This is a genomic window from Aliihoeflea aestuarii (assembly GCF_024105665.1).
Taxonomy (GTDB): domain Bacteria; phylum Pseudomonadota; class Alphaproteobacteria; order Rhizobiales; family Rhizobiaceae; genus Aliihoeflea; species Aliihoeflea aestuarii.
Window position 1 is genome coordinate 295,148 of the sequence record NZ_JAAAMK010000001.1, and the last position, 25,167, is coordinate 320,314.

The window sequence follows — 25,167 nt, forward strand, 5'->3', positions numbered from 1 at the left end:
CCGGTCAACCTCAGTTCGACGTCTCGGTCTCGCTCGCCTGCGGTCCGATCACCAGAACGGACGGATCGGCGATCAGCAAGCGTTGCGCCGCCGCCTTCACCTGGTCAAGCGTCACGGCTTCGATCTGCCCGACCCGCGTATCGATATAGTCGATACCCAGATCGTCACGCTGGAGTTCGAGCAGAGTGCGCGCGATCGATGCCGACGAATCCAGATTGTTGATCGCATAGGCGCCGATCACATAGGTCTTGGCCTTTTCCAGTTCGTCCGCCGTCGGACCCTCGTCGGCCAGCTTGGTGACTTCCGTCTCGATCACCTCGAGCGCCTGCCCGACCTGATCCGACCGCGTCGAGGTCGAGATCGCCAGCGAGGTGGAGAAGTCACGATTGGCGAGCCACGACCCGATGCCATAGGTCAGGCCGCGAATTTCGCGCACCTCGTTGAAGAGGCGCGACGAAAACGTGCCGCCGCCCAGGATATGGTTCATCAGGTAGGCTGCGAAGAACTCTGGGTCGTCGCGCTCCATGCCCGGATAGATCAGTTGAACGGTGCTTTGCGGCAACTGGAACTCGTAGGAAACCTCTTCGCCGAGCTTGGGTTCGATGCGCGCGATTTCGGTGAGCTCGGCGTCCTGCGGCAGTGCGTCGAACATGCGATCGAGGTCGGCCTTCAGCGTCTCCGCGTCGATCGCTCCCACCACCGCCACATGCAGGTTGGACTTCGCCAGAAGCCGTTCATGCGCGCCGCGCAGGTCGTCGACGGTCAACGCCGTGACATCCTCTTCGGTGCCGTCGTTTTCGCGCGCATAGGGATGATCGCCGTAAAGCGCACGGGCGAATTGCTGATTGCCCTGCCGCTGGGGATCGCGCGAATTGGCGCGGATGCCGGTCAGGACCTGCTGGCGGATGCGCTCGACCGGGTCGGCGTCGAAGCGCGGCTCATTGACCGCGAGCGCCAGAAGGTCGAGGGCCTCATCCTTGTTGTCGGACAAAAGCCGCATCGAGCCGTAGAGCGCGTCGCTCGTCGCATTGAACGACATCTCGGCGCCGGCATTGTCGAGCGCTTCCTGAAACTCGTTCGCTTCCAGATCGCCCGCGCCCTCGTCGAAGAGGCCGCTCATCAGATTGACCAGTCCGCCCTTGCCGGCCGGGTCCTGATTGCTGCCGCCATTGAACGAGAAGTTGATGGCGATCATCGGGATCGTGTAATCCTCGACCAGCCAAGCGGTAATGCCGCTGTCGGTCGTCACCTCCTGAATTTCCACCGCCGCCCGCGCGGGCGCGGCAAGCGTCAAGACAAGCGCTGCCGCGCCGATGATCTTCCAGAAGCCTGTTCCGGATGCCGACATGGATTGTTCCTCGATACGCTTGAGTTCGATGCTCACGACGGCTCCTCCTCGGGCGGGAGAAGGTAGCCGGTGACGGCCCGCGACCGGTCGAGATAGCGCGCCGCAGCGGCCTTGATATCGTCGGCTTCGACCGCGCGAATGCGGTCCGGCCATTCCTCTATATCGCGGACGGTGGACCCTGTCGTCAGTGCGGAGCCATACATGTTGGCCATTCCCGACTGGTCGTCGCGCGCGAAGATGATGGAGCGCAGATAGCGGTTCTTGGCGGCTTCCAGTTCGTCTTGCGTGATGCCATCCTCGGCGATCTTGACGATCTCCGCATCGGCGGCGCGCTCGACATCTTCGAGCGTCGCATCGCCGCGCGGCGCGCCATAGACGCCGAAGGCAGTCTCGTTCAGCGACGTGCCGCGATAATAAGCGCCCGCCGACGAGGCGATGCCCTGCTCCACGACCAGCGACTGGTAAAGACGGCTGCGCATGCCACCGCCCAGAATCTCTGCCAGAAGATCGAGCGATTCCGCCTCGCCTTCATCAGCCGTCGTATAGGACGGCACCAGCCACGTCTTCGAATAGCCGGGCACCGTGACGCGCTCGTCATTGAAGGTGACCGTGCGCGCGGTGCGCTGGAGCGGTTCCTGCGTGCGGGTGCGCTCGCCCAGTTCCGGATTGGCGGGGATCGGGCCGTAATATTCTTCGGCCAGTGCACGCACATCCTGCGCATCCACGTCGCCCGCCACGACCAGGATCGCGTTGTTGGGCGCGTAGTAGCGCTGGTAGAATTCAATCGCGTCTTCGCGGTTCAGCTTCTCGATCTCGTGCATCCAGCCGATGATCGGCACGCCGTAGCCGCTGTTCTGGTAGAGCGTCGCGTTGAGCGATTCACCGAGGATCGAGTTCGGACGGGTCTCGATGCGCGAATTGCGCTCCTCGATCACCACCTGACGTTCGGGGTCGACGACTTCGTCGGTGAGCACCAGACCGGTCAGCCGGTCGGATTCGAACTCCATCATCTCTTCCAGATGCTCGGGCGCGACCTGCTGGAAATAGGCGGTGTAATCATAGGATGTGAAGGCGTTCTCCCGGCCGCCCACTTCCGCTATCCGCGCCGAGAACTCGCCCTGCGGATGAGCCTCCGTGCCCTTGAACATCAGATGTTCGAGGAAATGGGCGATACCGGATTTGCCGGGCTCCTCGTCGGCGCTGCCGACCTTGATCCACAGCATGTGCGTGACGACGGGGGCGCGCCGGTCGGGAATGACGACCACTTCGAGACCGTTGTCGAGCTTGAAGTCGACGACCTCGTTCCCGGCCTCGGCCGGCGAGGCGTCCTGCGCCAGAGCCGGACCGGCCAGCAGTGCCAGCCCGATCGCCGTGCTCGCCAGTGTTCTCGCCGCAGCTTGCATCAGATGCATTCGCTTGTCCTCGGGTTGCATGCGTGTCTCGCACCAATAGCGCGTTCGCCTCGTGGCCTGAACCGGCAGCGCGATTAAATCTTCGTCATGTGTGGAGAGCGAGAGAGGCCGAAATCAGGCAAGGACGCAGAAAGCGACGCTGGTGTCGCCATAGTCGCGGCGGTCCTCCAGATCAAAACCTGCCGGCGGCTGGAAGGGCGTCGCGGCCGATTCTTCCACGATGCAGAGCGCACCGGGTTTCAGCCAGCCGCCTTCCAGTGCCACCGCCAGCGCCTGTTCGCCCAGCCCCTTGCCATAGGGCGGGTCGGCGAAGACGATGTCGAAGGGCTGAAGCGTTCCCGCTTCACCCAATCGTGTAGCGTCCCGCCGGAAAATCTTCGTGCGACCGGACAGGCCGAACGCTTCGACATTTGTCCGGATCAGGCCGCGCCCTTCCGCTGATTCCTCGATGAAGACGCCATAGGATGCGCCGCGCGACAGGGCTTCAAGCCCCAGCGCGCCGGTGCCGGCGAACAAATCGAGCACACGGCCACCGTCGAGCAGATCGCCGTAGCGATGCGCAATCACGTTGAAGACCGCCTCGCGGGTGCGATCCGTCGTCGGGCGGATCGCATCGGTCTTCGGGGTGCTGAGCGGTCGTCCGCGAAGCGTCCCGCCGACGACCCTCACTTGCGCCGGTCTCCGCGACCGCCGCCCGGACGCGCCGGGCCACGATCGTCGCGGCGCGGCCCCTTGGAGGCACCCTCCGGCTTCGGACGCGGCTTGCCGGCATAGCGCCGACCATCGGTTTCCTCGGCGCGGCGCGCGGCCTTTTTCGGGCCGAGAGCCTTGGCTCCGGGTGCCATCCAGACGTTCGAATTGCGCGAACGCTGCGGCTCGGGGCGCTTCTCGCCCTCGCCGCGCTTAGCCCCCGCGCCCTTGTCGAAGCCCTGGCCGGGCTTGCCGCGTCCACCGGGCTTCGAGGTCTGCAAGCGGCCAAGCGCGTCCTGACGCCGCTCGTCACGGTCCTTCCTGCGCGGCGCGGGACCGCGCACCTCGTCCTCGCTCACGCGCTGTACCGGTTTGTTGGAGAACTCGTTGATGACGGGCGCATCGAAATCCGCACCCGATTCGGTGACCAGCTTGTCGCCGAGTTGCTCGCGCAGGTGACGGCCGCGCAGTTCCTGAATCTCGCCCTCGGCCAGTTCGCCGAGCTGGAACGGGCCGTAGGAAACGCGGATCAGACGCGTGACCTCGAGGCCGAGCGCACCCATCACATTCTTGACCTCACGGTTCTTGCCTTCGCGCAGGCCCACCGAAATCCAGGCATTGGTGCCCTGCTCGCGCTCAAGCGCCGCCTCGATGGACCCGTAGAACACGCCCTCGACGGCGATGCCGTCTTTCAAGGCTTCAAGCTTTTCCGGCTCGACCTTGCCATGGACGCGCACGCGATAGCGGCGGAGCCAGCCTGTCGAAGGCAGTTCCAGCGTGCGGGCGAGGCCGCCATCATTGGTGAGGAGCAAAAGCCCCTCGGTGTTGATGTCGAGCCGCCCGACCGTCAACAGGCGCGGCAGGCCCTTGGGCAGAACGTCGAATACGGTCTGGCGGCCTTCCGGGTCCCTGTTCGTCGTCACTACGCCCGACGGCTTGTGGAACAGGAACAGGCGGGTGCGCTCGATCGCCGGGATCGGCTTGCCGTCCACCTCGATCGCATCACGGCCGATGACGTTGAGCGCGGGGCTCTCGATCACCTTGCCATTCACCGACACGCGGCCGGCCGTGATCATCTCCTCGGCATCACGGCGCGAGGCGACGCCGGCGCGTGCCAGACGCTTGGCAATGCGTTCTTCGCCGCGTGCGGCCTCGACGGCGCGTTCGTCGCGACCGGGGCGTTCGTCATCGCGTTTGCGGAATGGCTTGCGGTCGCTGTCTTCACGACGGGCGAAGGGCTTCTTGTCGCCATTGCGGGCGGCATAGGGCTTGCGGTCCCCGTCGCGCTTCACGAACGGCTTGCGGTCGCCGTCTTCGCGCTTTGTGTAGGGCTTCCTGTCGCCATCCTCGCGTTTGACGAAGGGCTTTTTCTCACCATCGCGCGCGGCGTAGGGTTTGCGGTCCCCGTCGCGCTTCACGAATGGCTTGCGGTCGCCGTCTTCGCGCTTTGCGTAAGGCTTCCTGTCGCCGTCCTCGCGTTTGACGAAGGGCTTCTTCTCACCACCGCGGGCGGCGTAGGGCTTGCGGTCCCCGTCGCGCTTTACGAACGGCTTGCGGTCGCCGTCCTCGCGCTTGGCGAAGGGCTTACCGCTTCGGGGGCCGGAGCGTCCCTTGGTCTTATTGTCGTCTGTCATGTGGCGTTTGCCTTTCAGCGCGGGTAACTATCAGAGCGTTTTCGGTTCCGCGAGAAAAATGTCCAGCGAACATCCCATAACGGCTCACACGAATTTCATGGATATCGCCTTTGCCGAAGCAGAGGCGGCGGCTGCACGCGGTGAGGTGCCGGTCGGCGCGGTCGTCGTTCTCGATGGCGTGGCGATCGCGAAGGCCGGCAACCGCACCCGCGAACTCAACGACCCCACCGCACATGCCGAAATGCTTGCGATCCGGGACGCCTGCACCATCCTCGGGCAGGAGCGGCTGACAGGCGCCGATCTTCACGTCACTCTCGAACCCTGCGCCATGTGCGCGGGAGCCATTTCCTTCGCGCGCATCCGCCGCCTCTATTTCGGTGCCGAAGACGAAAAAGGCGGCGCCGTTTTCAACGGGCCGCGCTTCTTTTCGTCACCAACCTGCCATCATGCCCCGGAAACCTATGCCGGATTTTCGGAGCAGCGCTCGGCGGACTTGCTGCGGGCGTTCTTTCGCCGGCAGCGCATCTGATCCTACATTCCCGGAATCCAGTCGCGCCAGGTTGCCTTACCCTGGGCCTGCTGCGCAGCACGCTGCTTGCGCCATTCGTCCTCGCCGACATCGCCGACAGGCGCATTTGCAGAAGGTTGGCGATAGGTCGTCGGCGGCTCGCTCAGGAAGCGGCGCTGTGTGGGACTGCCCTGCCGCGTCTCGGCCAGACGACGGTTGAACTCCTCGCGCTGATTGGCCCGGCTGTTCGTCGGTTCGACGTTGTTCTGCCGATCCCAGTCGACCATCGGCCCTTCAGTGTTGCGCGCGCCGCGAACGCCTGACTGATACTGGACATTGCCCTGATTGTCCGTCGCATCGTCGCGGATGCGGGCCAGCCGCTGTTCGGGAGATTCGGGCCATGCCTCGTTGCTCGACGCGCTTTGCTGGGGCGACGGCAGAACTTCCGTTGACCCGGGACGAACGAGTTCACCGCGCGGCTGATAGGCGATCGGCTCTCTGCGCTCGCCGCCGAGCGAGAGAATGCCCGACACGTCTTCGAGCGTCTGCTGACCGCTTGGCGTGCCCGTGCCATAGGTCGGGCCCATGCAGCCGGACAACACGGTCGCTGTGGTCAGAACGACCCCGGCGGACAGCATGCGTCTGGCCGTCTGTCTTGAAATGTTCATCGCGCCCTCGTTCTCTCGCGCATCCGTCCTGACGCGCCTTCGCGCTTAAAAGCGACGACAACAAGGCGCATGGTCGATGCGCGCCTGTATCGCACGATGCCCGCCCTCACGCAACGGCGGTCGGATGTTCGCCAACAGATGAGGCGCGCATATTGCAGCGGCTGCGCAATCGAATAGGTTGAGAGCGTCGAGAGCAAAAGCAGCAGCGCCGTGCCAGTCGGCGCGACCGGGAGGATGAGCCATTCCGGCCGAGGCAACGGCTTTGCCTTCGAACTGGAGTGATGCGATGTGGTTATTGCCGCTGAGTATCAGTCTTGAGATGAAGAAAACCCGGACAAGCTGGTCAGTGCGCGTCCGGGTTCTGCTTATTCTCTAAGGCGAACGGAGGCCCGGTTACCGCCGGGTCTCCACTCCAGAGCACAATATAGCGCCGATAGCGTCAGCCATCAAGCAAGCCGGCCGAGCGCCTGCAATTCGTGCAAGGCAGCGGCGTCGCGGGCCGATACGTCGGGGAACTCGGCGTCCTGTCCGACATCGTCCGTGAAGCGCCAGGAGCGCGCGCACTTCGTTCCCGACGCGCGCGCGAAGACAACCCCGACGCCCTTCACCTCATCCAGCTTGAACGCGCTTTCGGGGGCAGCCCCGTCGACGATTTCGATGCCGGAGGTGATGCAGATTTCGGCCATATCGCGGTCTGCGATCGCTTCGAGCAGGTCGGCATCCGATACATAGACTTTCGGCGCAGCCTCGAGCGACGAGCCGATGGTCTTGTTCTTGCGTTCGATTTCAAGCGCACCGGTCACGACACGGCGGACCTGACGCACCTTGCGCCATTTCTCCGCAAGCGCCGCATCGCGCCACTCCGCCGGGATCGCGTCGAATTGCTGGAGGTGGACCGAAACCGTATCCGGGTAACGCTCCAGCCATGCCTCCTCACAGGTAAAGGGCAGCATTGGGGCCAGCCATTTCACCAGATTGTCGAAAAGCGTGCGCACGACGACGAGCGACGCCTTGCGGCGTGCGCTCGAAGGCGCGTCGCAATAGAGCGTGTCCTTGCGCACGTCGAAATAGAAGGCCGACAGTTCGACCACCATGAAGTCGATCAGCGCGCGCGTGACGCGCTTGAAGTCGAACGCGTCGTACCCTTTGCGCACCAATTCGTCCAACTCGGCGATGCGGTGGAGCATCAGGCGCTCCAGTTCCGGCATGTCGGCGAAATCGACCTCTTCGCCCTCGTCATGGGCGAGCGTGCCGAGCATCCAGCGGATCGTGTTTCGAAGCTTGCGGTAGGCGTCGATATTGGTTTGCAGCACGTTCTTGCCGAGGCGCTGGTCTTCCCAATAATCGGTCGTCATGACCCACAGACGCAGGATGTCCGCGCCGGACTTGCCCATGACGTCCTGCGGCGTGACCGTGTTGCCGAGCGACTTCGACATCTTGCGTCCGTCCTCGTCCATGGTGAAGCCATGGGTAATGACGGCATCGTAAGGCGCGCGGCCGCGCGTTCCGCAGCTTTCCAGAAGCGAAGAATGGAACCAGCCGCGATGCTGGTCGGAGCCTTCCAGATAGACATCGGCCGGCCATTTCAGGTCCGGGCGATCCTCCAGCGTGAAGGTGTGTGTGGAACCGGAATCGAACCAGACATCGAGAATGTCGGTGACCATGGTCCACGGCTCGTTGGCGCGCGAGCCAAGGAAGCGCTCACGCGCACCATCCGCGAACCACGCATCCGCGCCTTCGGCTTCGAAAGCGTCGAGGATGCGCTGGTTGACGGCCTCGTCCTTCAAAACCTCGCCATCCTCGTCGGCAAAGACGCAGATCGGCACGCCCCACGCGCGCTGGCGGGAAAGCACCCAGTCGGGCCGATCCTCGATCATGGCGCGCAGGCGGGTCTGGCCGGCGGCGGGTACGAAACGGGTGTCGTCGATGGCTTTGAGCGCGCGCGAACGCAGCGTGGAATTGTCGCCGAGGTCCTTGTCCATATAGACGAACCATTGCGGCGTGTTGCGGAAGATGACCGGCTTCTTGGAGCGCCAGGAGTGCGGATAAGAGTGCTTCAGCCGCCCGCGCGCGAACAGCGCGTTCGCACCGATCAGCGCCTCGATGACCGCCTTGTTGGCGTCACCCTTCTTGCCGTTGTCATCGATGACACGCGCCGCACCGCCCTCCCGATCCGGCCCGAAGCCCGGCGCGTCCTTGGTGAAGAACCCGGCGTCGTCCACGGTGAAGGGGATGCGGGTTTCGATGCCTCGCGATTCCAGATCGCGCGCCATGTCCATCCATGCGTCGAAATCTTCGCGGCCGTGGCCAGGCGCGGTGTGGACGAAGCCGGTGCCGGCATCGTCGGTGACGTGCTCGCCGGGAAGCATCGGCACGGTGAAGTCGTAGCCGCCGCCGAGGCCCTTGAGCGGGTGGGAAAGCTGGATCGAGCCAAGCGCCTCCGCCGAAACGTCGCGCAGACGCGTGAAGCCAAGCTTCGCCTTGGCGAAAGACTCTTCAGCCAGTGCGTCGGCAAAGATCAGCTTTTCACCTGCCCGCGGACCGAAATCGTTCTCGGCTGAGGTAACCTCGTAAAGTCCGTAGGAAATGCGCGGCGAATAAGCGACGGCACGGTTGCCGGGGATCGTCCATGGGGTGGTCGTCCAGATGACGACAGAAGCTTCCTGAAGCCCCGCCATCATTTCAGTGACGGCCTTGGCATGGTCGCTCGAAGAAACTCCCTCCGGCACCCAACCACTGGCAATGGCCTTAACAATCGGGAACTTCACCCAGATCGTATCGCTTTCATAGTCCTGATACTCGACCTCGGCCTCGGCCAGCGCCGTGCGCTCGACGACCGACCACATGACCGGCTTCGAGCCGCGATAAAGCTGGCCGCTCATCGCGAACTTCAACAATTCGCCCGCGATGCGCGACTCCGCATGGAAGTTCATCGTCGTATAGGGATTGTCGAAATCGCCCTCGACGCCGAGGCGCTTAAACTCTTCCGACTGGACGTCGATCCACTTTTGCGCGAATTCGCGGCACTCGCGGCGGAACTCGTTGACCGGCACCTGGTCCTTGTCGAGACCCTTGGCGCGATACTGTTCCTCGATCTTCCATTCGATCGGCAGGCCGTGGCAGTCCCAGCCCGGCACGTAATTGGAATTGTAGCCGCGCATCTGGAACGAGCGCGTGATGACGTCCTTCAGGATTTTGTTGAGCGCATGGCCGATATGGATGTTGCCGTTGGCATAGGGCGGGCCGTCGTGAAGCACGAAGAGCGGACGGCCTTCGGCTTCCTTCCTCAGTTTCTTGTAGAGGCCCATTTCCTGCCAGCGGGCCACGATCTGCGGCTCTTTTTCGGGAAGGCCCGCGCGCATCGGAAACTCCGTCTGCGGCAGATAAAGCGTCTTCGAATAGTCGATCTTCTCGGCGGTATCGGTCATGGTCATGGTCCCGTGGCGAACCGGTTTCAAAGGCTCGCGCGTCATATGCGTATGGGAAGGGATCGCGCAAAGGCAGCGCGCAAACGGCAATTTCCCGGACCGTCCGGCAGCCTCAGGCTACCCGGACAGCCGGGCCAATAATTCGTATCGTCAGGGCCATGCGGCTCGCCATCTCGAACATAGCCGCGCTTTTAGCGGAGCCTTGCACCGGAAGGAAGCCCCGTTCGAAGGCTACAGCGAGAAGTCGAAGCGATAGGTCGCCGATACGCCGATCAGGAACTGGTTCTCGTCGCCGCGCTCGCGCACCAGGCTGGAGTCGGCCGCAGGGCCGACGAGGCGCGAATATTCGCCGAACAGGCTCGTCTCGATCTTGTCCGTGACGTCCCATTTGATCGCCGCACCCACGCCGACCGAGCGGAAGCCGCCGTCGGGCGTATAAGGGGTAAGACCCGAGGCCAGCGACTGCGTCGCCGACACGCCATAATAGGCTTCGAAATAATCGCTCGACGCCATCGAGACGCGCGGGCCGGCCGAGATCTGTACGGTGGGCGTCAGGTTCATGAAGGCGTCCGCCGATACATCGGCCACGATGCCGTCATGCGAGCGCACGCCATGGCGAACCTCGCCGCGCAGGCGCAGCCAGTCCGTCGGATAGACTTCCGCGAACGCGCCAAGTTCCGCACCGAAGCGGATCGGATCGAGCCCGATCAGATCGTCGGAATCGTCACCGTCACGCTCGAAGACCAGCTTGCCGGCAGGGCCGGCGCGGAACGTCCCGGTGTCGATCAGACCGATGGAAATATTGTCGTTGCGCGAGGAGAAGCGGCGTTCGGTGCCCTGCCGGCCGAACGAAACGATCGGTTGCGCATAGAACCGATACTTGTCATCCCCTTCATATTCGGGAGACGAGATCGCCGCGACGCCCAGCGTGAGGCTCCAATCCCCGGAAAACCAGCTTTGCTGCGCCAGCGACGGCGTTGCGAGACACGAGACGAGAGCGAAAACGGAGCCGGCAAGCACGAACTGCTTCATTGGAATACCCTCACACATATGCGCGGCATAATTGGCATATTCGTCCTAACGGCAAGTGACCAACGACTATTTCGCAACCTGCCCTGACGAAAAACTCATGACTGTGTCAATCTTGCCCATCGGGCGTGCCGCCGCCATTACAGCCCGCGCTTCTTCCTCGTCGCGTTTCATCTGCACGACAAGCGCATCGAGCCCATCGAATTTTTCTTCGCCGCGCAGGAAAGCGAAGAAGGAGACGCGGCAGGTCTCGCCGTAAAGATCGCCGGAAAAATCGAACAGAAAAGTTTCAAGAACCGGCGCGCCGTCATCGTCCACTGTCGGGCGGCGGCCGAAGCTCGCCACGCCGTCATGAAGCGACCCGTCGGCGCGCCTGAACCGGACGGCGTAGATGCCGTGCGCGAGATGGATATCCTCGCCCAGCACCATGTTCGCCGTCGGATAGCCGAGCGTGCGGCCGAGTTTCTTGCCGCCGATCACCTCGCCCTCGACGGCGAAGCGATAGCCGAGAAGGCCGGCGGCTTCAGCCACTTCGCCCTTCGATAGAAGCTCGCGGATGCGGCTCGACGAAACGATCTCGGCACCCTCGTCGCGAAAGGCGTCGACCAAGGTCACGCCGAAGCCATGCTGCGCGCCCGCTTCCATCAGAAAGGCCGGACCGCCGCCGCGCGCCTTGCCGAAATGAAAGTCGAAGCCGGTGACCGCATGGCGAATGCCGAGCCGCCCCACCAGAATCTCCCTGACGAATTCCTGCGCCGACAGGCCCGCGAAATCGCGATCGAAACGCTGCTCGACAATCGCATCGAAACCGCTCGCCGCGACCAGCCGCGCCTTCATGGCAGGTGCGGTCAGGCGAAAAAGTGGCATGTCGGGCCGAAAGAGCGCGCGCGGATGCGGCTCGAAGGTGAGCACCAGCGCGGGCGCTCCAAGCCGTTTCGCTTCGTCCAATGCCCGGTCGAGAACGGCGCGGTGGCCACGATGGACGCCGTCGAAATTGCCGATCGCCACGACGCCGCCGCGCAGGCTTTCCGGCAATTCGTCACTGCCGCAGATGTGGACGAAATCGGTCTTCATCGCGCCTCAACGCAACCGCGGGATCGAGGCGACGGGCGTATAGCCATGGCCTTCGAGGAAGGTGCCGAGCCGCGCGAGGTCGGGCGCGCCGTCCGCATCGTATTCGCGCGCATGGATGCCGGCAGTGACGAACAGGATGTTGATATTGTTCGACACCGCGCCCTTCACGTCGGTCAAAACGCCGTCGCCGATCGCGAGCACCTCGTCAGGGCGGGCCTGCCGCCCGAGCGACCGGTTGGCAAGAATGAGAGCCGCGACATAGATCGGCTGGTGCGGCTTGCCGGCGACGAAGGAGCGCCCGCCAAGCTGCGTATAATCGCGAGCGAGTGCGCCGGCGCACCAGACGAGTTTGTGCCCACGCTCGACCACGATATCCGGATTGGCGCAGATGAAGGGCAGATCGCGCGAGCGAAAACGCGCCAGCATTTCGGCGTAGTCTTCCGGCTCTTCGGTCTCGTCGTCGAACAGGCCGGTGCAGACGACACCCGACGCCTCCTGTTCCTCCACGAGCTCGATATCGAGGCCGTCGTAAAGTGACAGATCCCGGTCGAGGCCAAGGTGGAAGATGCGGCGGGGCCCTTCCGCGATCAGTTCCCGCGTCACGTCGCCCGACGTTACCAGATGGTCCCAGCAGTCGCGTGGCACGCCGATGGCGGCAAGCTGGTCCTCGACATCGTCGCGCACACGCGGCGAGTTGGTGATGAGCACGACGATCTTGCCGTTCTCGCGCGCACGTTTCAGCGCGGCGCAGGCATCGGGAAAGGGCTCGATACCGTTGTGGACCACGCCCCACACATCGCTCAGGATGACGGAATAGCCATCCGCGATGTCGTCGAGTGTGTCGATCATATTGCTCATGGGATACTCGTCAGGGACAGGAAGATTTTCGATCCGCATCTAACGGAAGGAGGCGATGAAGTCACCCGCTTTCCGCTGGCGCACAATGCGGCCATCCGGGCTTAACCAAGCTTCCACCAGCCATTGACTACGGTGAGCGTTCGAAACAGGCCCCCAAGCATGCAAATATCGAGATCACATTCGTTTCTGCGCCATGCCGCCATATTCATTTTGGCACATCTCGGCGCGGCCATATCGGCCGGTGCCATGCTTTTGGTACCAATGTTGATCTTCGCGGACGATCTGCCTTCCGATGTCTCGAGCGCAGGCTTGATCGTAAACTTCGTTGGTGCAACGCTTCTCTTCGGCGCGGTGATCGGCGTACTGACGCTGCCTGTAACGCTGCCTGCCTATCCGCTCGCGCTGTACATCATGCGGCGATACGGAATGGCGGCAACGATCGGCACAGGGGCGATACTGGGGATCGGTGTCGGTGCGTATTTCGCCTGTAGCGCGCCTGAAAACTACCCGCATCTTTCATGGACCGACCATCGCAGTCTCTCGATGGAGGTCGCATCCGCGTTCGTTCCGGCAGCAATCGCAGCAGGTATTGTCTTCGGCTGGATCGTGAGCAGCGAAAGCCAGCGAGCAAGATAGAACCGCCAACGCACTTATTCGTCGGCGGAAATGCCATAGCGCTCGATGACTTCCGGCTGGATGAGCTTCGCGTGGACCGCCAGCAGGATAAGCTGCGCATCGATCCCATCGCCCGCATCCAGCGCCTTTTCGATCCTCGCCTCGACCGCGGCGAGCCGCTGACCGCCATTGACGGCCTCGAAAGCGTTCGCGCCCATCACGCAATAACCGAAAATCTCGGCGACCGCAGGATAGGCCTCCTCAATCTCATCGACGCCGTGATCCTTCATCAAATTGACCATCGTCATCTTCACGCCTTCGGGCACCAGCGCCGGGTGAAGGTCGACGCCGCGAAGCGCCATATCGAGCTGGCGCAGATCGAAGGAGCGGCCGAACATGCCGAAAAAGCCGAAGGACGAGCGGCGGCGCATAGGAATGTCACATCTCCGGTCTAGAAATTTTCACCGCACGCTCTTGCAACTTTCTTGACTCTGCAAACGAGTGTGCTTACCTCCGCCGCCGTTGGCACTCTCAACATATGAGTGCTAACAGTCCGGTCATCCGGGCTTGAGGGAACCATTTACATCATCCCAATCGAGGATCAAAGTCACATGGCACAGTCGACGTTCCGCCCGCTTCATGACCGCGTGGTCGTTCGCCGGGTCGATTCCGAGGAAAAGACCAAGGGCGGCATCATCATTCCCGACACCGCCAAGGAGAAGCCGCAGGAAGGCGAAATCATCGCCGTCGGTTCCGGCGCGCGCGATGAAGCTGGCAAGCTCGTCCCGCTCGACGTCAAGGCAGGCGACCGCGTCCTGTTCGGCAAGTGGTCGGGCACCGAGGTCAAGCTCAACGGCGAAGATCTCCTGATCATGAAGGAATCCGACATCATGGGCGTGATCGGCTAACCAGCCGCACATCCGTCATATCCGAAATTCAACGGGTCGAAGACCCAGGGAGCTAGAAACAAATGGCTGCTAAAGACGTCAAGTTTTCCCGCGACGCCCGCGAGCGCATGCTGCGCGGCGTGGACATTCTCGCCAACGCCGTGAAGGTCACGCTCGGACCCAAGGGCCGCAACGTCGTCATCGACAAGTCGTTCGGCGCACCGCGCATCACCAAGGACGGCGTCACCGTCGCCAAGGAAATCGAACTGGAAGACAAGTTCGAGAACATGGGCGCCCAGATGGTGCGCGAAGTGGCCTCGAAGACCAACGACATCGCCGGCGATGGAACCACGACCGCAACGGTTCTCGCCCAGGCGATCGTTCAGGAAGGTGCCAAGGCAGTTGCCGCCGGCATGAACCCGATGGACCTGAAGCGCGGCATCGACCTCGCCGTCTCCGAAGTCATCAAGACGCTGTCCTCGTCCGCTGCCAAGATCAACACCTCGGCAGAAGTCGCCCAGGTCGGCACGATCTCGGCAAATGGCGAAAAGGAAATCGGCGACATGATCGCCGAGGCCATGCAGAAGGTCGGCAACGAAGGTGTCATCACCGTCGAGGAAGCCAAGACCGCCGAGACCGAACTCGAAGTCGTCGAAGGCATGCAGTTCGACCGCGGCTACCTGTCGCCCTACTTCGTGACCAATCCGGAAAAGATGGTCGCCGAACTGGAAGACGCCTACATCCTTCTCCACGAGAAGAAGCTGTCCAACCTCCAGGCGCTGCTGCCGGTTCTCGAAGCCGTCGTTCAGTCGTCCAAGCCGCTCGTCATCATCTCGGAAGACGTCGAAGGCGAGGCTCTTGCCACGCTCGTCGTCAACAAGCTGCGTGGCGGCCTCAAGATCGCTGCCGTCAAGGCTCCCGGCTTCGGCGACCGCCGCAAGGCCATGCTGGAAGACATCGCGATCCTGACCGGCGGTCAGGTGATCTCCGAAGACCTCGGCATCAAGCTCGAGAATGTCGGCCTCGACATGCTCGGCCGCGCCAAGAAGGTCTCCATCACCAAGGAGAACACCACGATCGTCGACGGTGCCGGCCAGAAGGCCGAGATCGAAGCCCGCGTCGGCCAGATCAAGCAGCAGATCGAAGAGACCTCCTCCGACTACGACCGTGAGAAGCTCCAGGAGCGCCTCGCCAAGCTGGCCGGCGGCGTTGCCGTCATCCGCGTCGGCGGCTCCACGGAAGTCGAAGTCAAGGAAAAGAAGGATCGCGTCGACGACGCCCTCAACGCGACCCGCGCGGCCGTCGAAGAAGGCATCGTTGCAGGCGGCGGCACCGCTCTCCTGCGCGCGTCGGCCGACCTCACCGTCAAGGGCGAGAACGTCGATCAGGACGCCGGCATCAACATCGTGCGTCGCGCCCTGCAGGCTCCGGCCCGCCAGATCGCAGCCAACGCCGGTGCGGAAGCGTCGATCGTTGCAGGCAAGATCCTCGAGAACGGCTCGAAGACCTTCGGCTACAACGCCCAGACCGGCGAATATGGCGACATGATCCAGCTCGGCATCGTCGATCCGGTAAAGGTCGTGCGCACGGCCCTTCAGGACGCAGCTTCGGTTGCCGGCCTTCTCGTGACCACCGAAGCGATGATCGCCGAGGCTCCGAAGAAGGAAGCTGCCGGCGGCGGTATGCCTGGTGGCATGCCCGGCGGCATGGGTGGCATGGGCGGCATGGACTTCTAAGAAGTCTCCCTCATCGAGTTTGCGAAAGGGCGCTCTCGTGGCGCCCTTTTTCTTTTGGCCCGCAGACGGCGTGGCAACCAGTGTCACCTTTGCGCGTTCTTGCAGCACCCCGACAGTTCAGTCGGTGTTTCAAAGAGACGATCGATGGTGAACAAGGATCAGGTCAAAGGCGCAGCCAAACAGGCAACCGGCGCGGTGAAAGAAGCCGCTGGCAAGGCGACGGGCTCGACCAAGACGGAACTGAAGGGCAAGGCCGAAAAGACCGCCGGCAAGGTCCAGAAGGAAGCCGGCAACGTCAAGGAAAAGCTGAAATAGCTTTTCGTCAATTGCAAGCATGCAGGGCGGCCGCAAGCCGCCCTTTTTCTTTGCGCCTCGCTTGCCTTCGTGAGACGCCACGGGCATCTGGCCCTGATGAACATGCGCATACGCCAAAATGATCGGTGAAGCCGGCGCCCTGTGGGGCCTTGCCGTTTCCGCCTTCACGTCGGCGACGCTCTTGCCGGGCACGTCCGAAGCGGTGCTTGCCGCGCTTCATGCCAGCCGAGCGGCCGATCCACTGCTGCTTCTTGCCGTTGCAAGCCTCGCCAACACGGCGGGGTCCTGCGTCAACTGGCTGATGGGCGTCTTCGTCACCCGCTTTCGCGACCGTCGCTGGTTTCCCGCCTCGCCCGACCAGATCGCCCGCGCCGAGGCGTGGTATGCGCGCTATGGTTTGTGGTCGTTGCTCCTGTCATGGGTGCCCGTCATCGGCGATCCGCTGACGGTCGTCGCGGGCGTGCTGCGGGTGCCTTTTCTTGTTTTTCTCGCTATCGTCGCAATCGCCAAGACGGCCCGCTACGCCTTCGTGCTCTTTCTGGCCGGCCTCATCTGAAGCACCCTTCAAGCGCGGCGCGAAAACCCCATATGCCGGTCAACCGAAGGGAGCTTCATTTCATGACCGACACCCGCACCGAAACCGACACGTTCGGCCCGATCGACGTTCCGGCGGACCGTTACTGGGGCGCACAGACGCAGCGCTCGATCGAGAATTTCCGCATCGGCACGGAGAAGATGCCGCTGCCGCTCGTCCATGCGCTCGGCCTCGTCAAGCGCGCGGCGGCGGAGACGAATCTGTCGCTCGGCATTTTGGATCAGGAGCGCGCGGGCGCGATCGTGGAAGCAGCGCAGGAGGTCATCGACGGCAAGCTCGACGACAATTTCCCGCTCGTCGTGTGGCAGACCGGCTCGGGCACCCAATCGAACATGAACGCCAACGAGGTCATATCCAACCGCGCGATCGAGATTCTGGGCGGCGAGATGGGCACGAAGACGCCCGTCCATCCCAATGACCACGTCAATATGAGCCAGTCGTCGAACGACACGTTCCCGACCGCCATTCATATCGCCATCGTGCGCGAGGCGCATTCCGTTCTCCTGCCGGGGCTCGACCATCTGATCTCCGCGCTTCAGGAAAAGCAGAATGCCTTCGCCGACATCATCAAGATCGGTCGCACCCACACGCAGGACGCGACGCCGCTGACGCTCGGACAGGAGTTTTCCGGCTATGTCGCCGCGCTCGTGGCCGGCCGTCGCCGGCTGGTCGAAAGCCTGCACGACGTTCATGCGCTAGCGCAGGGCGGCACGGCCGTCGGCACCGGCCTCAATGCGCCCGCCGGGTTCGACGAGGGTTTCGCCGCGCGCCTTGCCGAGTTGACCGGCCTGCCCTTCCGCACCGCTGAAAACAAGTTCGAGGCGCTGGCGAGCCATGGCGCGGTCGCTCATTTCCACGGCGCGCTGGCGGCTCTTGCGGCCGACCTCTTCAAGATTGGCAACGACATTCGCTTCCTCGGTTCAGGCCCCCGCTCGGGATTGGGCGAACTCAACCTGCCGGAGAACGAGCCCGGCTCGTCGATCATGCCGGGCAAGGTCAATCCGACGCAGGCCGAGGCGCTGACCATGGTCGCCACGCAGATCCTCGGCAACCAGACGATCGTGCAGACGGCTGCAAGCCAAGGCCATTTCGAGCTCAACGTCTTCAAGCCGGTCATCGCCAATGCCGTCCTTCAATCGGTGCGACTTGCAGGCGATGCCGCGCATTCCTTTGCCGACAATTGCATCAGCGGCCTTTCGGCCAACGAGGAGCGGATCGCCGAACTCGTGCAGAACTCGCTCATGCTGGTGACGGCGCTCGCGCCGAGCATCGGCTACGACAAGGCCGCCAAAATCGCCAAGACCGCGCACAGGAACGGCACGACATTACGCGAGGAGGCGATTGCGAGCGGCGATGTGACGGCAGACGATTACGACCGCATCGTGCGGCCTGAAAAGATGATCCGTCCGGGTTGAGGTGAACAGCTTCGACTGATCGTTCACAAATAGAGAACGTAGTGTCGAGAAGTCGATAGCTCGTGGAATATCCGGCGTAGGGTAAAAGGAAGCAACCAAGTTTCTCCTCCCAAGGATCGCCTTCCCATGTCCAACGACGCCGTTCTTCTGGTCGCCCGTATCCTTCTGGTTGCGATGTTCCTCATCTCCGGTTTCGGCATGTTGACCGCGCCGAGCGGTTTCGCCGGTTACATGGGCGCGATCGGCATGCCCGCACCGATGCTCGTCACCTGGCTCGTCATCGCTCTCAAGGTGCTTGGCGGCATCGCGATCGTCATTGGCTTCCAGACGCGCTATGTGGCCTATGCCTTCGCGCTGTTCTGCGTCGCGACTGCGCTGATCGCGCACACCAATTTCGCCGATATGAACGAGTTCAACAACTTCTTCAAGAATTTCGCCATCGCGGGCGGCTTTCTGGTGCTTTCGGTTGCCGGTCCGGGCGCACTGTCGCTCGCCGGTCGTCGCTGATCGACGTCAGTTCGTAATTGATGGAAGACGGGCTGCGGCCCGCCTTTTGTCGTTCTGGGAGATGGGTGTGTCTCATCATCCTTGAGTCATGGCTTCCTGTGACAAGCACAGGAATGACGGTGGAGAGGTTGACGCCAGTCTCCAGCGTTGGTGATTGGCATATCCCCTCGATGCCTTCATTCCTGTGCTTGTCACAGGAATCCATGCCTCGCCCTCTCCACCACGACCCGACCCTTGCCGCCCTTGTTCCTATCGGCTAGGACAGCCGCGCCCCTTCCGGGCACGGTTTTCCATTCAATCGCAGGCGGATAAGACGATGAACAGCAAGGCGGACAAGATGAGGGCGCGGCTCCCGCGGGGCTTCGTCGACCGCCATGCAGACGACATTCGCGCCGTCGACGCGATGACGGCGAAAATCCGCGAAGTTTATGAGCTTTACGGTTTCGACCCGGTCGAGCAGCCGCTGATCGAATATACCGACGCGCTCGGCAAGTTCCTGCCCGATCAGGACCGACCCAACGAGGGCGTCTTCTCGTTTCAGGACGATGACGAGCAGTGGCTGTCGCTGCGCTACGATCTGACAGCGCCGCTGGCGCGCTTCGTGGCGGAGAATTTCGAACGGGTGCCGAAGCCCTATCGCTCGTACCGCTCTGGCTGGGTGTTCCGCAACGAAAAGCCCGGCCCCGGCCGCTTCCGCCAGTTCATGCAGTTCGACGCCGATATCGTCGGCACGCCGGGCGTTGCCGCCGATGCGGAGATGGCGATGATGATGGCCGACACGCTGGAGGCCGTCGGCGTCCAGCGCGGCGACTACGTCATCCGCGTCAACAACCGCAAGGTGCTCGACGGCGTGCTCGAAGCCATCGGGCTTAGCGGCGATGAAAACGCAGGTCGCCGGTTGGGGGTCTTGCGCGCCATCGACAAGCTCGACAAGTTCGAATGGGAAGGAGTTCGCCAGCTCCTAGGAGAAGGTCGCAAGGACGATAGTGGCGACTTTACAAAAGGCGTTGATCTAACCGATGACCAGATTTCGATAGTCAAACAATTTCTGTTTGCCCGGCTGGACACACTCGAATTTACAAGCTCAGCGGACAATTTGGTGCCGTTCGGGTCGACTCTTGACGAGAAAATGAAAAACACAACGCAAGCATTTGTTCGATCGCGGCCAAACTCGAAAACCATATTCGCGCTTAGGGATTCTCTGCCCGATAATGCGGCTATCAGCGACGCATTGAATGAACTAGAAACGATAGCCAAGCTCCTTGAAGCTGCTGGCTACGACACAAACCGCATCCGCATCGATCCCTCCGTCGTGCGCGGCCTCGAATATTACACCGGCCCTGTCTACGAGGCCGAACTGACCTTCGAAGTCACGAACGAAGACGGACAGGTCGTACGCTTCGGCTCGGTCGCGGGCGGCGGGCGTTATGACGGGCTTGTCTCGCGCTTTCGCGGCGAGTCTGTGCCGGCGACGGGCTTTTCCATCGGCGTCTCGCGCCTCGTCACCGCGCTGAAGAATCTCGGCAAGCTGAACGCGGCGAATGTGACCGCGCCGGTCGTCGTGCTTGTCATGGACAAGGACACGGAAAGCCTCGGCCGCTACCAGAAAATGGTCTCCGACCTTCGCGCGGCGGGCATTCGCTCCGAGATGTATCTGGGCGGTGCCGGCATGAAGGCGCAGATGAAATACGCCGACAGGCGCGGCGCGCCTTGCGTCGTCATTCAGGGCGGCGACGAGCGCGCGGCGGGCGAAGTGCAGATCAAGGATCTCGTGGAAGGCGCGCGGTTGTCGGCCGAGATCACCGACAACGATGCATGGCGCGAAGGTCGTCCGGCGCAGTTCTCCGTCAAGGAGAGCGAGTTGGTCGCGGCCGTGCAGAAAGTTCTCGACGCGCAGGCGGCGGATCGGGATAGGGCGGAATGACGGTGGTTTGCGCTTCGTCACGCCCCCCTCTGTCCTGCCGGGCATCTCCCCCGCGAGGGGGGAGATCACGCACGTCGTCGTCGTGCTCGGCTGCAATAAGTTCGAGAATGGGCGAAAGCCCGATGAAGGCTGTTCTCCTCCCTTGCGGGGGAGATGCCCGGCAGGGCAGAGGGGGGCGCCGTAAAGCGCAAACCTCCCCCAAAGCAGCGGCAATCCAATGACATCCCGCATTCCGGAAATCGCGGACGACATCCGCTCGATCTTCGCCGCGCGTGGCGCGGGGATGGTCGACGTCGCCATCCTGCAGCCAGCCGACCCGTTCCTCGACATGGCCGGCGAGGATTTGCGCCGCCGCATCTTCCTCACCGAAAGCGAGACCGGCGCGGCGCTGTGCCTGCGGCCTGAATTCACGATCCCCGTCTGCATCGATCACATCGCCTCGAAAGCCGGCACCCCGCGCCGTTACGCCTATCTCGGCGAAGTCTTTCGCCAACGCCGCGAAGGCGGCAACGAGTTCTTCCAGGCGGGCATCGAGGACCTCGGCGAAACCGACATCGCCCGTGCCGACGCGCGCTCGATAGCCGACGCGCATGCGCTCATCGCTGGCGTGTTGCCAGATCGCTCACTTACCGTCACGCTTGGCGACCAGCGCGTGTTCGAGGCCGTTCTGGCGGCGCTTGGCCTGCCGCGTGGCTGGCAAAAGCGCCTTGGCCGCGCCTTCGGTTCCAAGGACATGCTCGATGCGGCGCTGGACGATCTGGCCAACCCCTCGCGCCGCGTGACGCTGGACGAGCCCGCCGCGTCGCTCGTTGCCGAAGGCGACCATGACGGGCTGGCGGACCATATCGCCGGGCGCATGACCGAGACGGGACTTTCCGAAAGCGCCGGACGCACGTCGAAGGAGATCGCGCTGCGGCTGATCGAAAAGACCGAGCTGCGATCGGTGCGTCTCGCCGACGACGCCTTGAATGCGCTGAAGACGTTTCTCGCCATTCGCGCGCCATTGCGGCAGGCGGGCAATGCCCTGCGCGACTTTGCCGGCGACGCCGGCATATCGCTCGGCGCGGCGCTCGACATCTTCCTTGCCCGCGCGCGCGCGATTTCCGAACTCGGCCTGCCCGAAGCGGAAATCCAGTACGACGCGGCTTTCGGACGGCCGCTCGATTACTATACCGGTCTCGTCTACGAGATTTCGTCGGGCGATGCAGAGCACCCGCTCGTCGGCGGCGGACGCTATGACCGGCTCCTGACGCTACTGGGCGCGAAGCAAGCCATACCGGGCGTCGGCTTTTCCGTCTGGCTCGACCGGATCGAGGCGCTGAAGGGAGACGCGAAATGACCGTCACGCTCGCCCTTCCCTCCAAGGGACGCCTCAAGGACGCCGCGATCGAGACGCTCGCCGCTGCCGGGCTCAATGTGGAAACGCCCGGCGACGAGCGCCGCTATCGGGCGCGCATCGCCGGTCGCGACGATATCGAGATCGCGTTTCTCTCGGCCTCCGAGATCGCGCGCGAACTCAGCCAGGGCACGATCGATCTCGGCGTCACCGGCGAAGACCTCGTTTGCGAAGGCATTGCGGACTGGCAGGATCGGACGGACATCTCTGCCCGTCTCGGCTTTGGCCGCGCCGATGTCGTCGTCGCCGTTCCCGACGCGTGGCTCGACGTCGAGACGATGGCGGACCTCGAAGACGTTGCCGCCGATTTTCGCCAGCGCCACGGCAGGCGTCTGCGCATCGCGACCAAATACTGGCGACTGACGCAGCAGTTCTTTTCGCGCACCCATGGCATTCAGGTCTACCGGATCGTCGAGAGCCTCGGTGCCACGGAGGGCGCGCCGGCTGCCGGTTCGGCAGACATCATCGTCGACATCACCACGACCGGCTCGACGCTCAAGGCCAACCATCTCAAGATTCTGGATGACGGCGTTATTTTGAAATCGGAAGCGTGCCTCTTCGCGGCGAGAACGGAGCGTACTGCGTCCGATCAAGCCGTGGTGGACGAGATCGCGCGGGCGGTATCAGCGTCCGTCTGACCACAACGGCTTGTAGCCAGCACGCAATGTGGCGACCGACGATGGCGGCGTGACGAGACGAGCCCGTCCCTGCGGGACGCCGTGTCGATAACCCTCGAACGACCAGCGCAGCCACTGGCCGTCACGCCGGGTGAACACAACCTCGCCCGCTTCGATCATCGCACCATCCGGCAAGTTTTCGAGCGAAACGCTCCTCGACGGCGCACGGGAAGACAAAAACCGCTCGGCGTGAAGCCGCGCATCCATCTGCGGTGCGGAGACAGAGCCAAGCCCGTTTCCCTTCGCGAAGGCGTCCCGAAACGCAGTGGCAGCGGCCCGCCGGCAGAAGAAGCAGGGCCGATGACCGGCAGCGAGCGCCGTCACCTCATCGAGGAAGAACAGTTCCGTCCAACCGACACCTCCATCCGGTCCGTTGCGACCCCACACGTCGCGCCGCCGGCCTTTCCAGTCGCATGTGCATATGATCCACGCTTTGGTCGCCCAGCTTCGGCCGGTCAGGCCTTTCGTTTCCGGATCATGGATGATTCCGCGATTGCCGGTAAGTTTTCCGCGTGCTTCAATCGCATGAAGACGGCCGAACGGATCGACGCGGTTTTGCAGCCTCATGCAGCCTCCTTTGCAGAGCGGACGGCGCATGCTACCCGCGAAAGACCAATTCGTCAGGCGGTCTCATGCGCGTTCTCGTCATCCAGAATATCGATGGCTCGGGTCTCGGGCAGTTGCGCGGCGCGCTCGACGAGGCCGGCGCGACGATCGATCTGCGCAGGCCCTATCGCGGCGACGGGCTACCCAAAACGATCGAGGATCACGACGCGCTGATCGTGCTCGGCGGCGCGCAGAGCGCGTATGCGGATGACGAGCACCCGTATCTGCCGCATCTCGTTCGCTTCATGCGCGACTACGCCGATAGCGGCCGCGCGACGCTCGGCATCTGTCTGGGCGCGCAATTGCTGGCCCGCGCGTTCGATGCGCAGGTATTGGTGAACTCGGCCTATGAATTTGGATGGCAGGACGTCCAACTGACGCCCGCAGGCCGCGACGATCCCGTGCTCGGCGCGCTGCCGACAAGCTTTCCGATCTTCCAGTGGCATGGCGACCACTACATGCTTCCGCGCGGCGGCTCGCGCCTTGCCGGCAACCTTGTCGCGCACAATCAGGCGTATCGCGTCGGCTCGAAGGCGTATGGCGTGCAGTTCCACTTCGAGGCGGATCGGCCGCATGTCGAGGCGTGGTCCAAACGATTCGCGGAATGGATTGCGGAGCGCGAACCCGATTGGGAAAAGCGCCACAGAATCGACGCCAGCCGATTCGGCCCTGAAGCGGATATGGCGGGCATGACGCTTGCTCGCGCATGGGTTTCGGTCATCTGAGCCTGTGCCGTTGCACAAATGCAACGATGCGAAAATAGCCGTGGCAAAGCCTTGGGCCGTCTGGCTTTCGCCCGGTTTCAAGCATAGATCAGCCACCTCATCCGGTGGGTTTTCCGCTCAATCGCCCAGTCGAACGCCCGTGCGAAGTTTTTCGCGCGGAACGATTTTTTGCGGCGGAAATTGATCTGATGAAACCGATTTGTAACGGACCTCGTTCTAAAACTTGCAGGAACAAACCGAGATGACCGCCGTGCGTGCAGCCCTGATCACCCTTTCCATGCTTTCCGGTATCCTGCTTTGGGGCGCGGGCATCTATGCGGCCGACGCCGCCGGCGATCAGGTAGTCGACGGCTACGGCGTCGTCGCCTCCGAATAGTTTTCAGCGCTGGCTGCGCATAAAGCGCTTGGTTCGTCCTTCCATGACCATGGAAGTCAAACGGCCCGTAGCGAAAGCGCATGTATCCAGATTGACGCGATTCGCCAGGATTTCGGGCTGGTGATTCGGCGTGTGGGCGTGAATGACGAGCTTGGGATGCAATCCCCGGTGGTCGAGGAACTCACCCCTGATCCAGATAAGATCGTGTTCGACCTGCCGGTCCAGCGGAACGCCGGGCCTGATGCCGGCATGACAGAAAAAGAAATCCCCAAAATTCACGGAAAGCCGTAGCCCGTTCAGGAATGCCAGATGCGTTTGCGGCACGACCGCGAGCAGTTCACGCTGACCACGAAGAACGGTTCGATCGTCCCGAAAATCGATCTGGACGCCGTAGGAGCGCGCCGTCGCGGCCCCGTCGAAATCGGCGAACTGATGCCAGTTTGTCGGATCGGCAAGAAAACCGGCGAAGACCTTATCGTGATTGCCCTCGAGCGCGATGTTGCGCGGATCGGCCTCGACGCGCGCGGCGAGCGTTTCGAGCACGCGGGCGCTTTCGGGACCGCGATCGACATAGTCGCCAAGATAGACCACCCGCCAGTCCGCCGGCCTGTCGCGGGCAATCTCGGCTTCGATTTTTGCGAGAAGATCAGTTAGGCAATCGGCGCGTCCGTGGATGTCACCGATTGCGTAGATGCGCATTCCGTCGGGCGTTGCGGCGTCGTCGTAAGTGACGCCGCCGCTCAT

General features: G+C 63.0%; 25 protein-coding genes. 13 read left to right on the forward strand and 12 right to left on the reverse strand.

Translation table 11 applies throughout. From position 1 onward, the window contains the following. Positions 1 to 10 precede the first annotated feature (10 nt). From GTW25_RS01440 to GTW25_RS01455, 4 genes are all read right to left on the reverse strand, one after another. Complete coding sequence (locus GTW25_RS01440) at positions 11 to 1,384, reverse strand: M16 family metallopeptidase (RefSeq protein ID WP_252910202.1); 1,374 nt, start codon at positions 1,382 to 1,384, stop codon at positions 11 to 13. After that, the gene (locus GTW25_RS01445; protein ID WP_252910203.1) at positions 1,381 to 2,760 is read right to left on the reverse strand and encodes a M16 family metallopeptidase; all 1,380 of its coding nucleotides are present in this window, start codon (positions 2,758 to 2,760) and stop codon (positions 1,381 to 1,383) included. Before GTW25_RS01445 ends, GTW25_RS01440 begins: the two co-directional genes overlap by 4 nt. A gap of 114 nt (positions 2,761 to 2,874) precedes the next feature. Further along, entirely contained in the window at positions 2,875 to 3,429 is a 555-nt protein-coding gene (gene rsmD, locus GTW25_RS01450; RefSeq protein ID WP_252910204.1) for a 16S rRNA (guanine(966)-N(2))-methyltransferase RsmD, read from the reverse strand. Further along, entirely contained in the window at positions 3,426 to 5,084 is a 1,659-nt protein-coding gene (locus GTW25_RS01455; protein WP_252910205.1) for a pseudouridine synthase, read from the reverse strand. The genes rsmD and GTW25_RS01455 overlap by 4 nt, the downstream gene beginning before the upstream one ends. Positions 5,085 to 5,142: 58 nt before the next feature. Here GTW25_RS01455 and GTW25_RS01460 point away from each other — a divergent pair, with 58 nt between their 5' ends. Continuing rightward, positions 5,143 to 5,613 (forward strand): nucleoside deaminase, encoded by a 471-nt coding sequence (locus GTW25_RS01460; protein ID WP_252910206.1) that lies wholly within the window; start codon positions 5,143 to 5,145, stop codon positions 5,611 to 5,613. 2 nt (positions 5,614 to 5,615) lie between these two features. On the opposite strand, the gene GTW25_RS01465 is transcribed toward GTW25_RS01460, so the two are convergent. The 5 genes from GTW25_RS01465 to GTW25_RS01485 all read right to left on the reverse strand — a co-directional run bounded on the left by GTW25_RS01465 (position 5,616) and on the right by GTW25_RS01485 (position 12,640). After that, positions 5,616 to 6,260 (reverse strand): hypothetical protein, encoded by a 645-nt coding sequence (locus tag GTW25_RS01465; protein ID WP_252910207.1) that lies wholly within the window; start codon positions 6,258 to 6,260, stop codon positions 5,616 to 5,618. Positions 6,261 to 6,706: 446 nt separating this feature from the next. After that, the gene (gene ileS, locus GTW25_RS01470; RefSeq protein ID WP_252910208.1) at positions 6,707 to 9,688 is read right to left on the reverse strand and encodes an isoleucine--tRNA ligase; all 2,982 of its coding nucleotides are present in this window, start codon (positions 9,686 to 9,688) and stop codon (positions 6,707 to 6,709) included. Positions 9,689 to 9,919: 231 nt separating this feature from the next. Continuing rightward, on the reverse strand, positions 9,920 to 10,720 hold the full coding sequence (locus GTW25_RS01475; protein WP_252910209.1) for a MipA/OmpV family protein: 801 nt from the start codon (positions 10,718 to 10,720) through the stop codon (positions 9,920 to 9,922). Positions 10,721 to 10,786: 66 nt separating this feature from the next. Continuing rightward, positions 10,787 to 11,791, reverse strand: a complete 1,005-nt coding sequence (locus GTW25_RS01480) for a bifunctional riboflavin kinase/FAD synthetase (RefSeq protein WP_252910210.1) — start codon at positions 11,789 to 11,791, stop codon at positions 10,787 to 10,789. 6 nt (positions 11,792 to 11,797) lie between these two features. Then, positions 11,798 to 12,640 carry a TIGR01459 family HAD-type hydrolase gene (locus GTW25_RS01485; protein WP_372493045.1) on the reverse strand — a complete coding sequence of 281 codons (843 nt, stop codon included), beginning with the start codon at positions 12,638 to 12,640 and terminating at the stop codon, positions 11,798 to 11,800. A gap of 219 nt (positions 12,641 to 12,859) precedes the next feature. Here GTW25_RS01485 and GTW25_RS01490 point away from each other — a divergent pair, with 219 nt between their 5' ends. Then, a complete protein-coding gene (locus GTW25_RS01490; protein WP_252910212.1) occupies positions 12,860 to 13,285 on the forward strand; it encodes a polysaccharide deacetylase family protein in 426 nt (141 codons plus the stop codon). 14 nt (positions 13,286 to 13,299) lie between these two features. Here the strand turns inward: GTW25_RS01490 and GTW25_RS01495 are convergent, their stop codons facing one another. Continuing rightward, on the reverse strand, positions 13,300 to 13,695 hold the full coding sequence (locus tag GTW25_RS01495; protein WP_252910213.1) for a hypothetical protein: 396 nt from the start codon (positions 13,693 to 13,695) through the stop codon (positions 13,300 to 13,302). Positions 13,696 to 13,875: 180 nt separating this feature from the next. On the opposite strand from GTW25_RS01495, the gene groES reads away from it, so the two are divergent. From groES to hisG, 9 genes are all read left to right on the forward strand, one after another. Then, positions 13,876 to 14,172 carry a co-chaperone GroES gene (gene groES, locus GTW25_RS01500; protein WP_252910214.1) on the forward strand — a complete coding sequence of 99 codons (297 nt, stop codon included), beginning with the start codon at positions 13,876 to 13,878 and terminating at the stop codon, positions 14,170 to 14,172. Between the two features lie 62 nt (positions 14,173 to 14,234). After that, positions 14,235 to 15,887, forward strand: coding sequence for a chaperonin GroEL (gene groL, locus GTW25_RS01505; RefSeq protein ID WP_252910215.1), 1,653 nt, complete (start codon positions 14,235 to 14,237; stop codon positions 15,885 to 15,887). Between the two features lie 144 nt (positions 15,888 to 16,031). Next, the gene (locus tag GTW25_RS01510; protein WP_252910216.1) at positions 16,032 to 16,202 is read left to right on the forward strand and encodes a CsbD family protein; all 171 of its coding nucleotides are present in this window, start codon (positions 16,032 to 16,034) and stop codon (positions 16,200 to 16,202) included. Between the two features lie 118 nt (positions 16,203 to 16,320). Further along, positions 16,321 to 16,758, forward strand: a complete 438-nt coding sequence (locus GTW25_RS01515) for a YqaA family protein (RefSeq protein WP_252910217.1) — start codon at positions 16,321 to 16,323, stop codon at positions 16,756 to 16,758. Positions 16,759 to 16,820: 62 nt separating this feature from the next. Then, on the forward strand, positions 16,821 to 18,212 hold the full coding sequence (fumC, locus tag GTW25_RS01520; protein ID WP_252910218.1) for a class II fumarate hydratase: 1,392 nt from the start codon (positions 16,821 to 16,823) through the stop codon (positions 18,210 to 18,212). A 126-nt stretch (positions 18,213 to 18,338) separates the two neighbouring features. Continuing rightward, positions 18,339 to 18,719 carry a DoxX family protein gene (locus tag GTW25_RS01525; protein ID WP_252910219.1) on the forward strand — a complete coding sequence of 127 codons (381 nt, stop codon included), beginning with the start codon at positions 18,339 to 18,341 and terminating at the stop codon, positions 18,717 to 18,719. Positions 18,720 to 19,035: 316 nt separating this feature from the next. Beyond that, complete coding sequence (gene hisS / locus GTW25_RS01530; RefSeq protein WP_252910220.1) at positions 19,036 to 20,643, forward strand: histidine--tRNA ligase; 1,608 nt, start codon at positions 19,036 to 19,038, stop codon at positions 20,641 to 20,643. 217 nt (positions 20,644 to 20,860) lie between these two features. Further along, positions 20,861 to 21,982, forward strand: coding sequence for an ATP phosphoribosyltransferase regulatory subunit (locus GTW25_RS01535; RefSeq protein WP_252910221.1), 1,122 nt, complete (start codon positions 20,861 to 20,863; stop codon positions 21,980 to 21,982). Next, positions 21,979 to 22,677, forward strand: a complete 699-nt coding sequence (gene hisG, locus GTW25_RS01540) for an ATP phosphoribosyltransferase (protein WP_252910222.1) — start codon at positions 21,979 to 21,981, stop codon at positions 22,675 to 22,677. The genes GTW25_RS01535 and hisG overlap by 4 nt, the downstream gene beginning before the upstream one ends. Here the strand turns inward: hisG and GTW25_RS01545 are convergent. Continuing rightward, a complete protein-coding gene (locus tag GTW25_RS01545) occupies positions 22,663 to 23,283 on the reverse strand; it encodes a hypothetical protein (RefSeq protein ID WP_252910223.1) in 621 nt (206 codons plus the stop codon). The two genes, hisG and GTW25_RS01545, sit on opposite strands and share 15 nt — an antisense overlap. A 65-nt stretch (positions 23,284 to 23,348) precedes the next feature. Here GTW25_RS01545 and GTW25_RS01550 point away from each other — a divergent pair, with 65 nt between their 5' ends. Further along, the gene (locus GTW25_RS01550) at positions 23,349 to 24,047 is read left to right on the forward strand and encodes a type 1 glutamine amidotransferase (protein WP_252910224.1); all 699 of its coding nucleotides are present in this window, start codon (positions 23,349 to 23,351) and stop codon (positions 24,045 to 24,047) included. 241 nt (positions 24,048 to 24,288) lie between these two features. After that, on the forward strand, positions 24,289 to 24,423 hold the full coding sequence (locus GTW25_RS20420) for a hypothetical protein (protein WP_290127842.1): 135 nt from the start codon (positions 24,289 to 24,291) through the stop codon (positions 24,421 to 24,423). Positions 24,424 to 24,426: 3 nt separating this feature from the next. On the opposite strand, the gene GTW25_RS01555 is transcribed toward GTW25_RS20420, so the two are convergent. Beyond that, positions 24,427 to 25,167 (reverse strand): metallophosphoesterase family protein, encoded by a 741-nt coding sequence (locus tag GTW25_RS01555; protein ID WP_252910225.1) that lies wholly within the window; start codon positions 25,165 to 25,167, stop codon positions 24,427 to 24,429.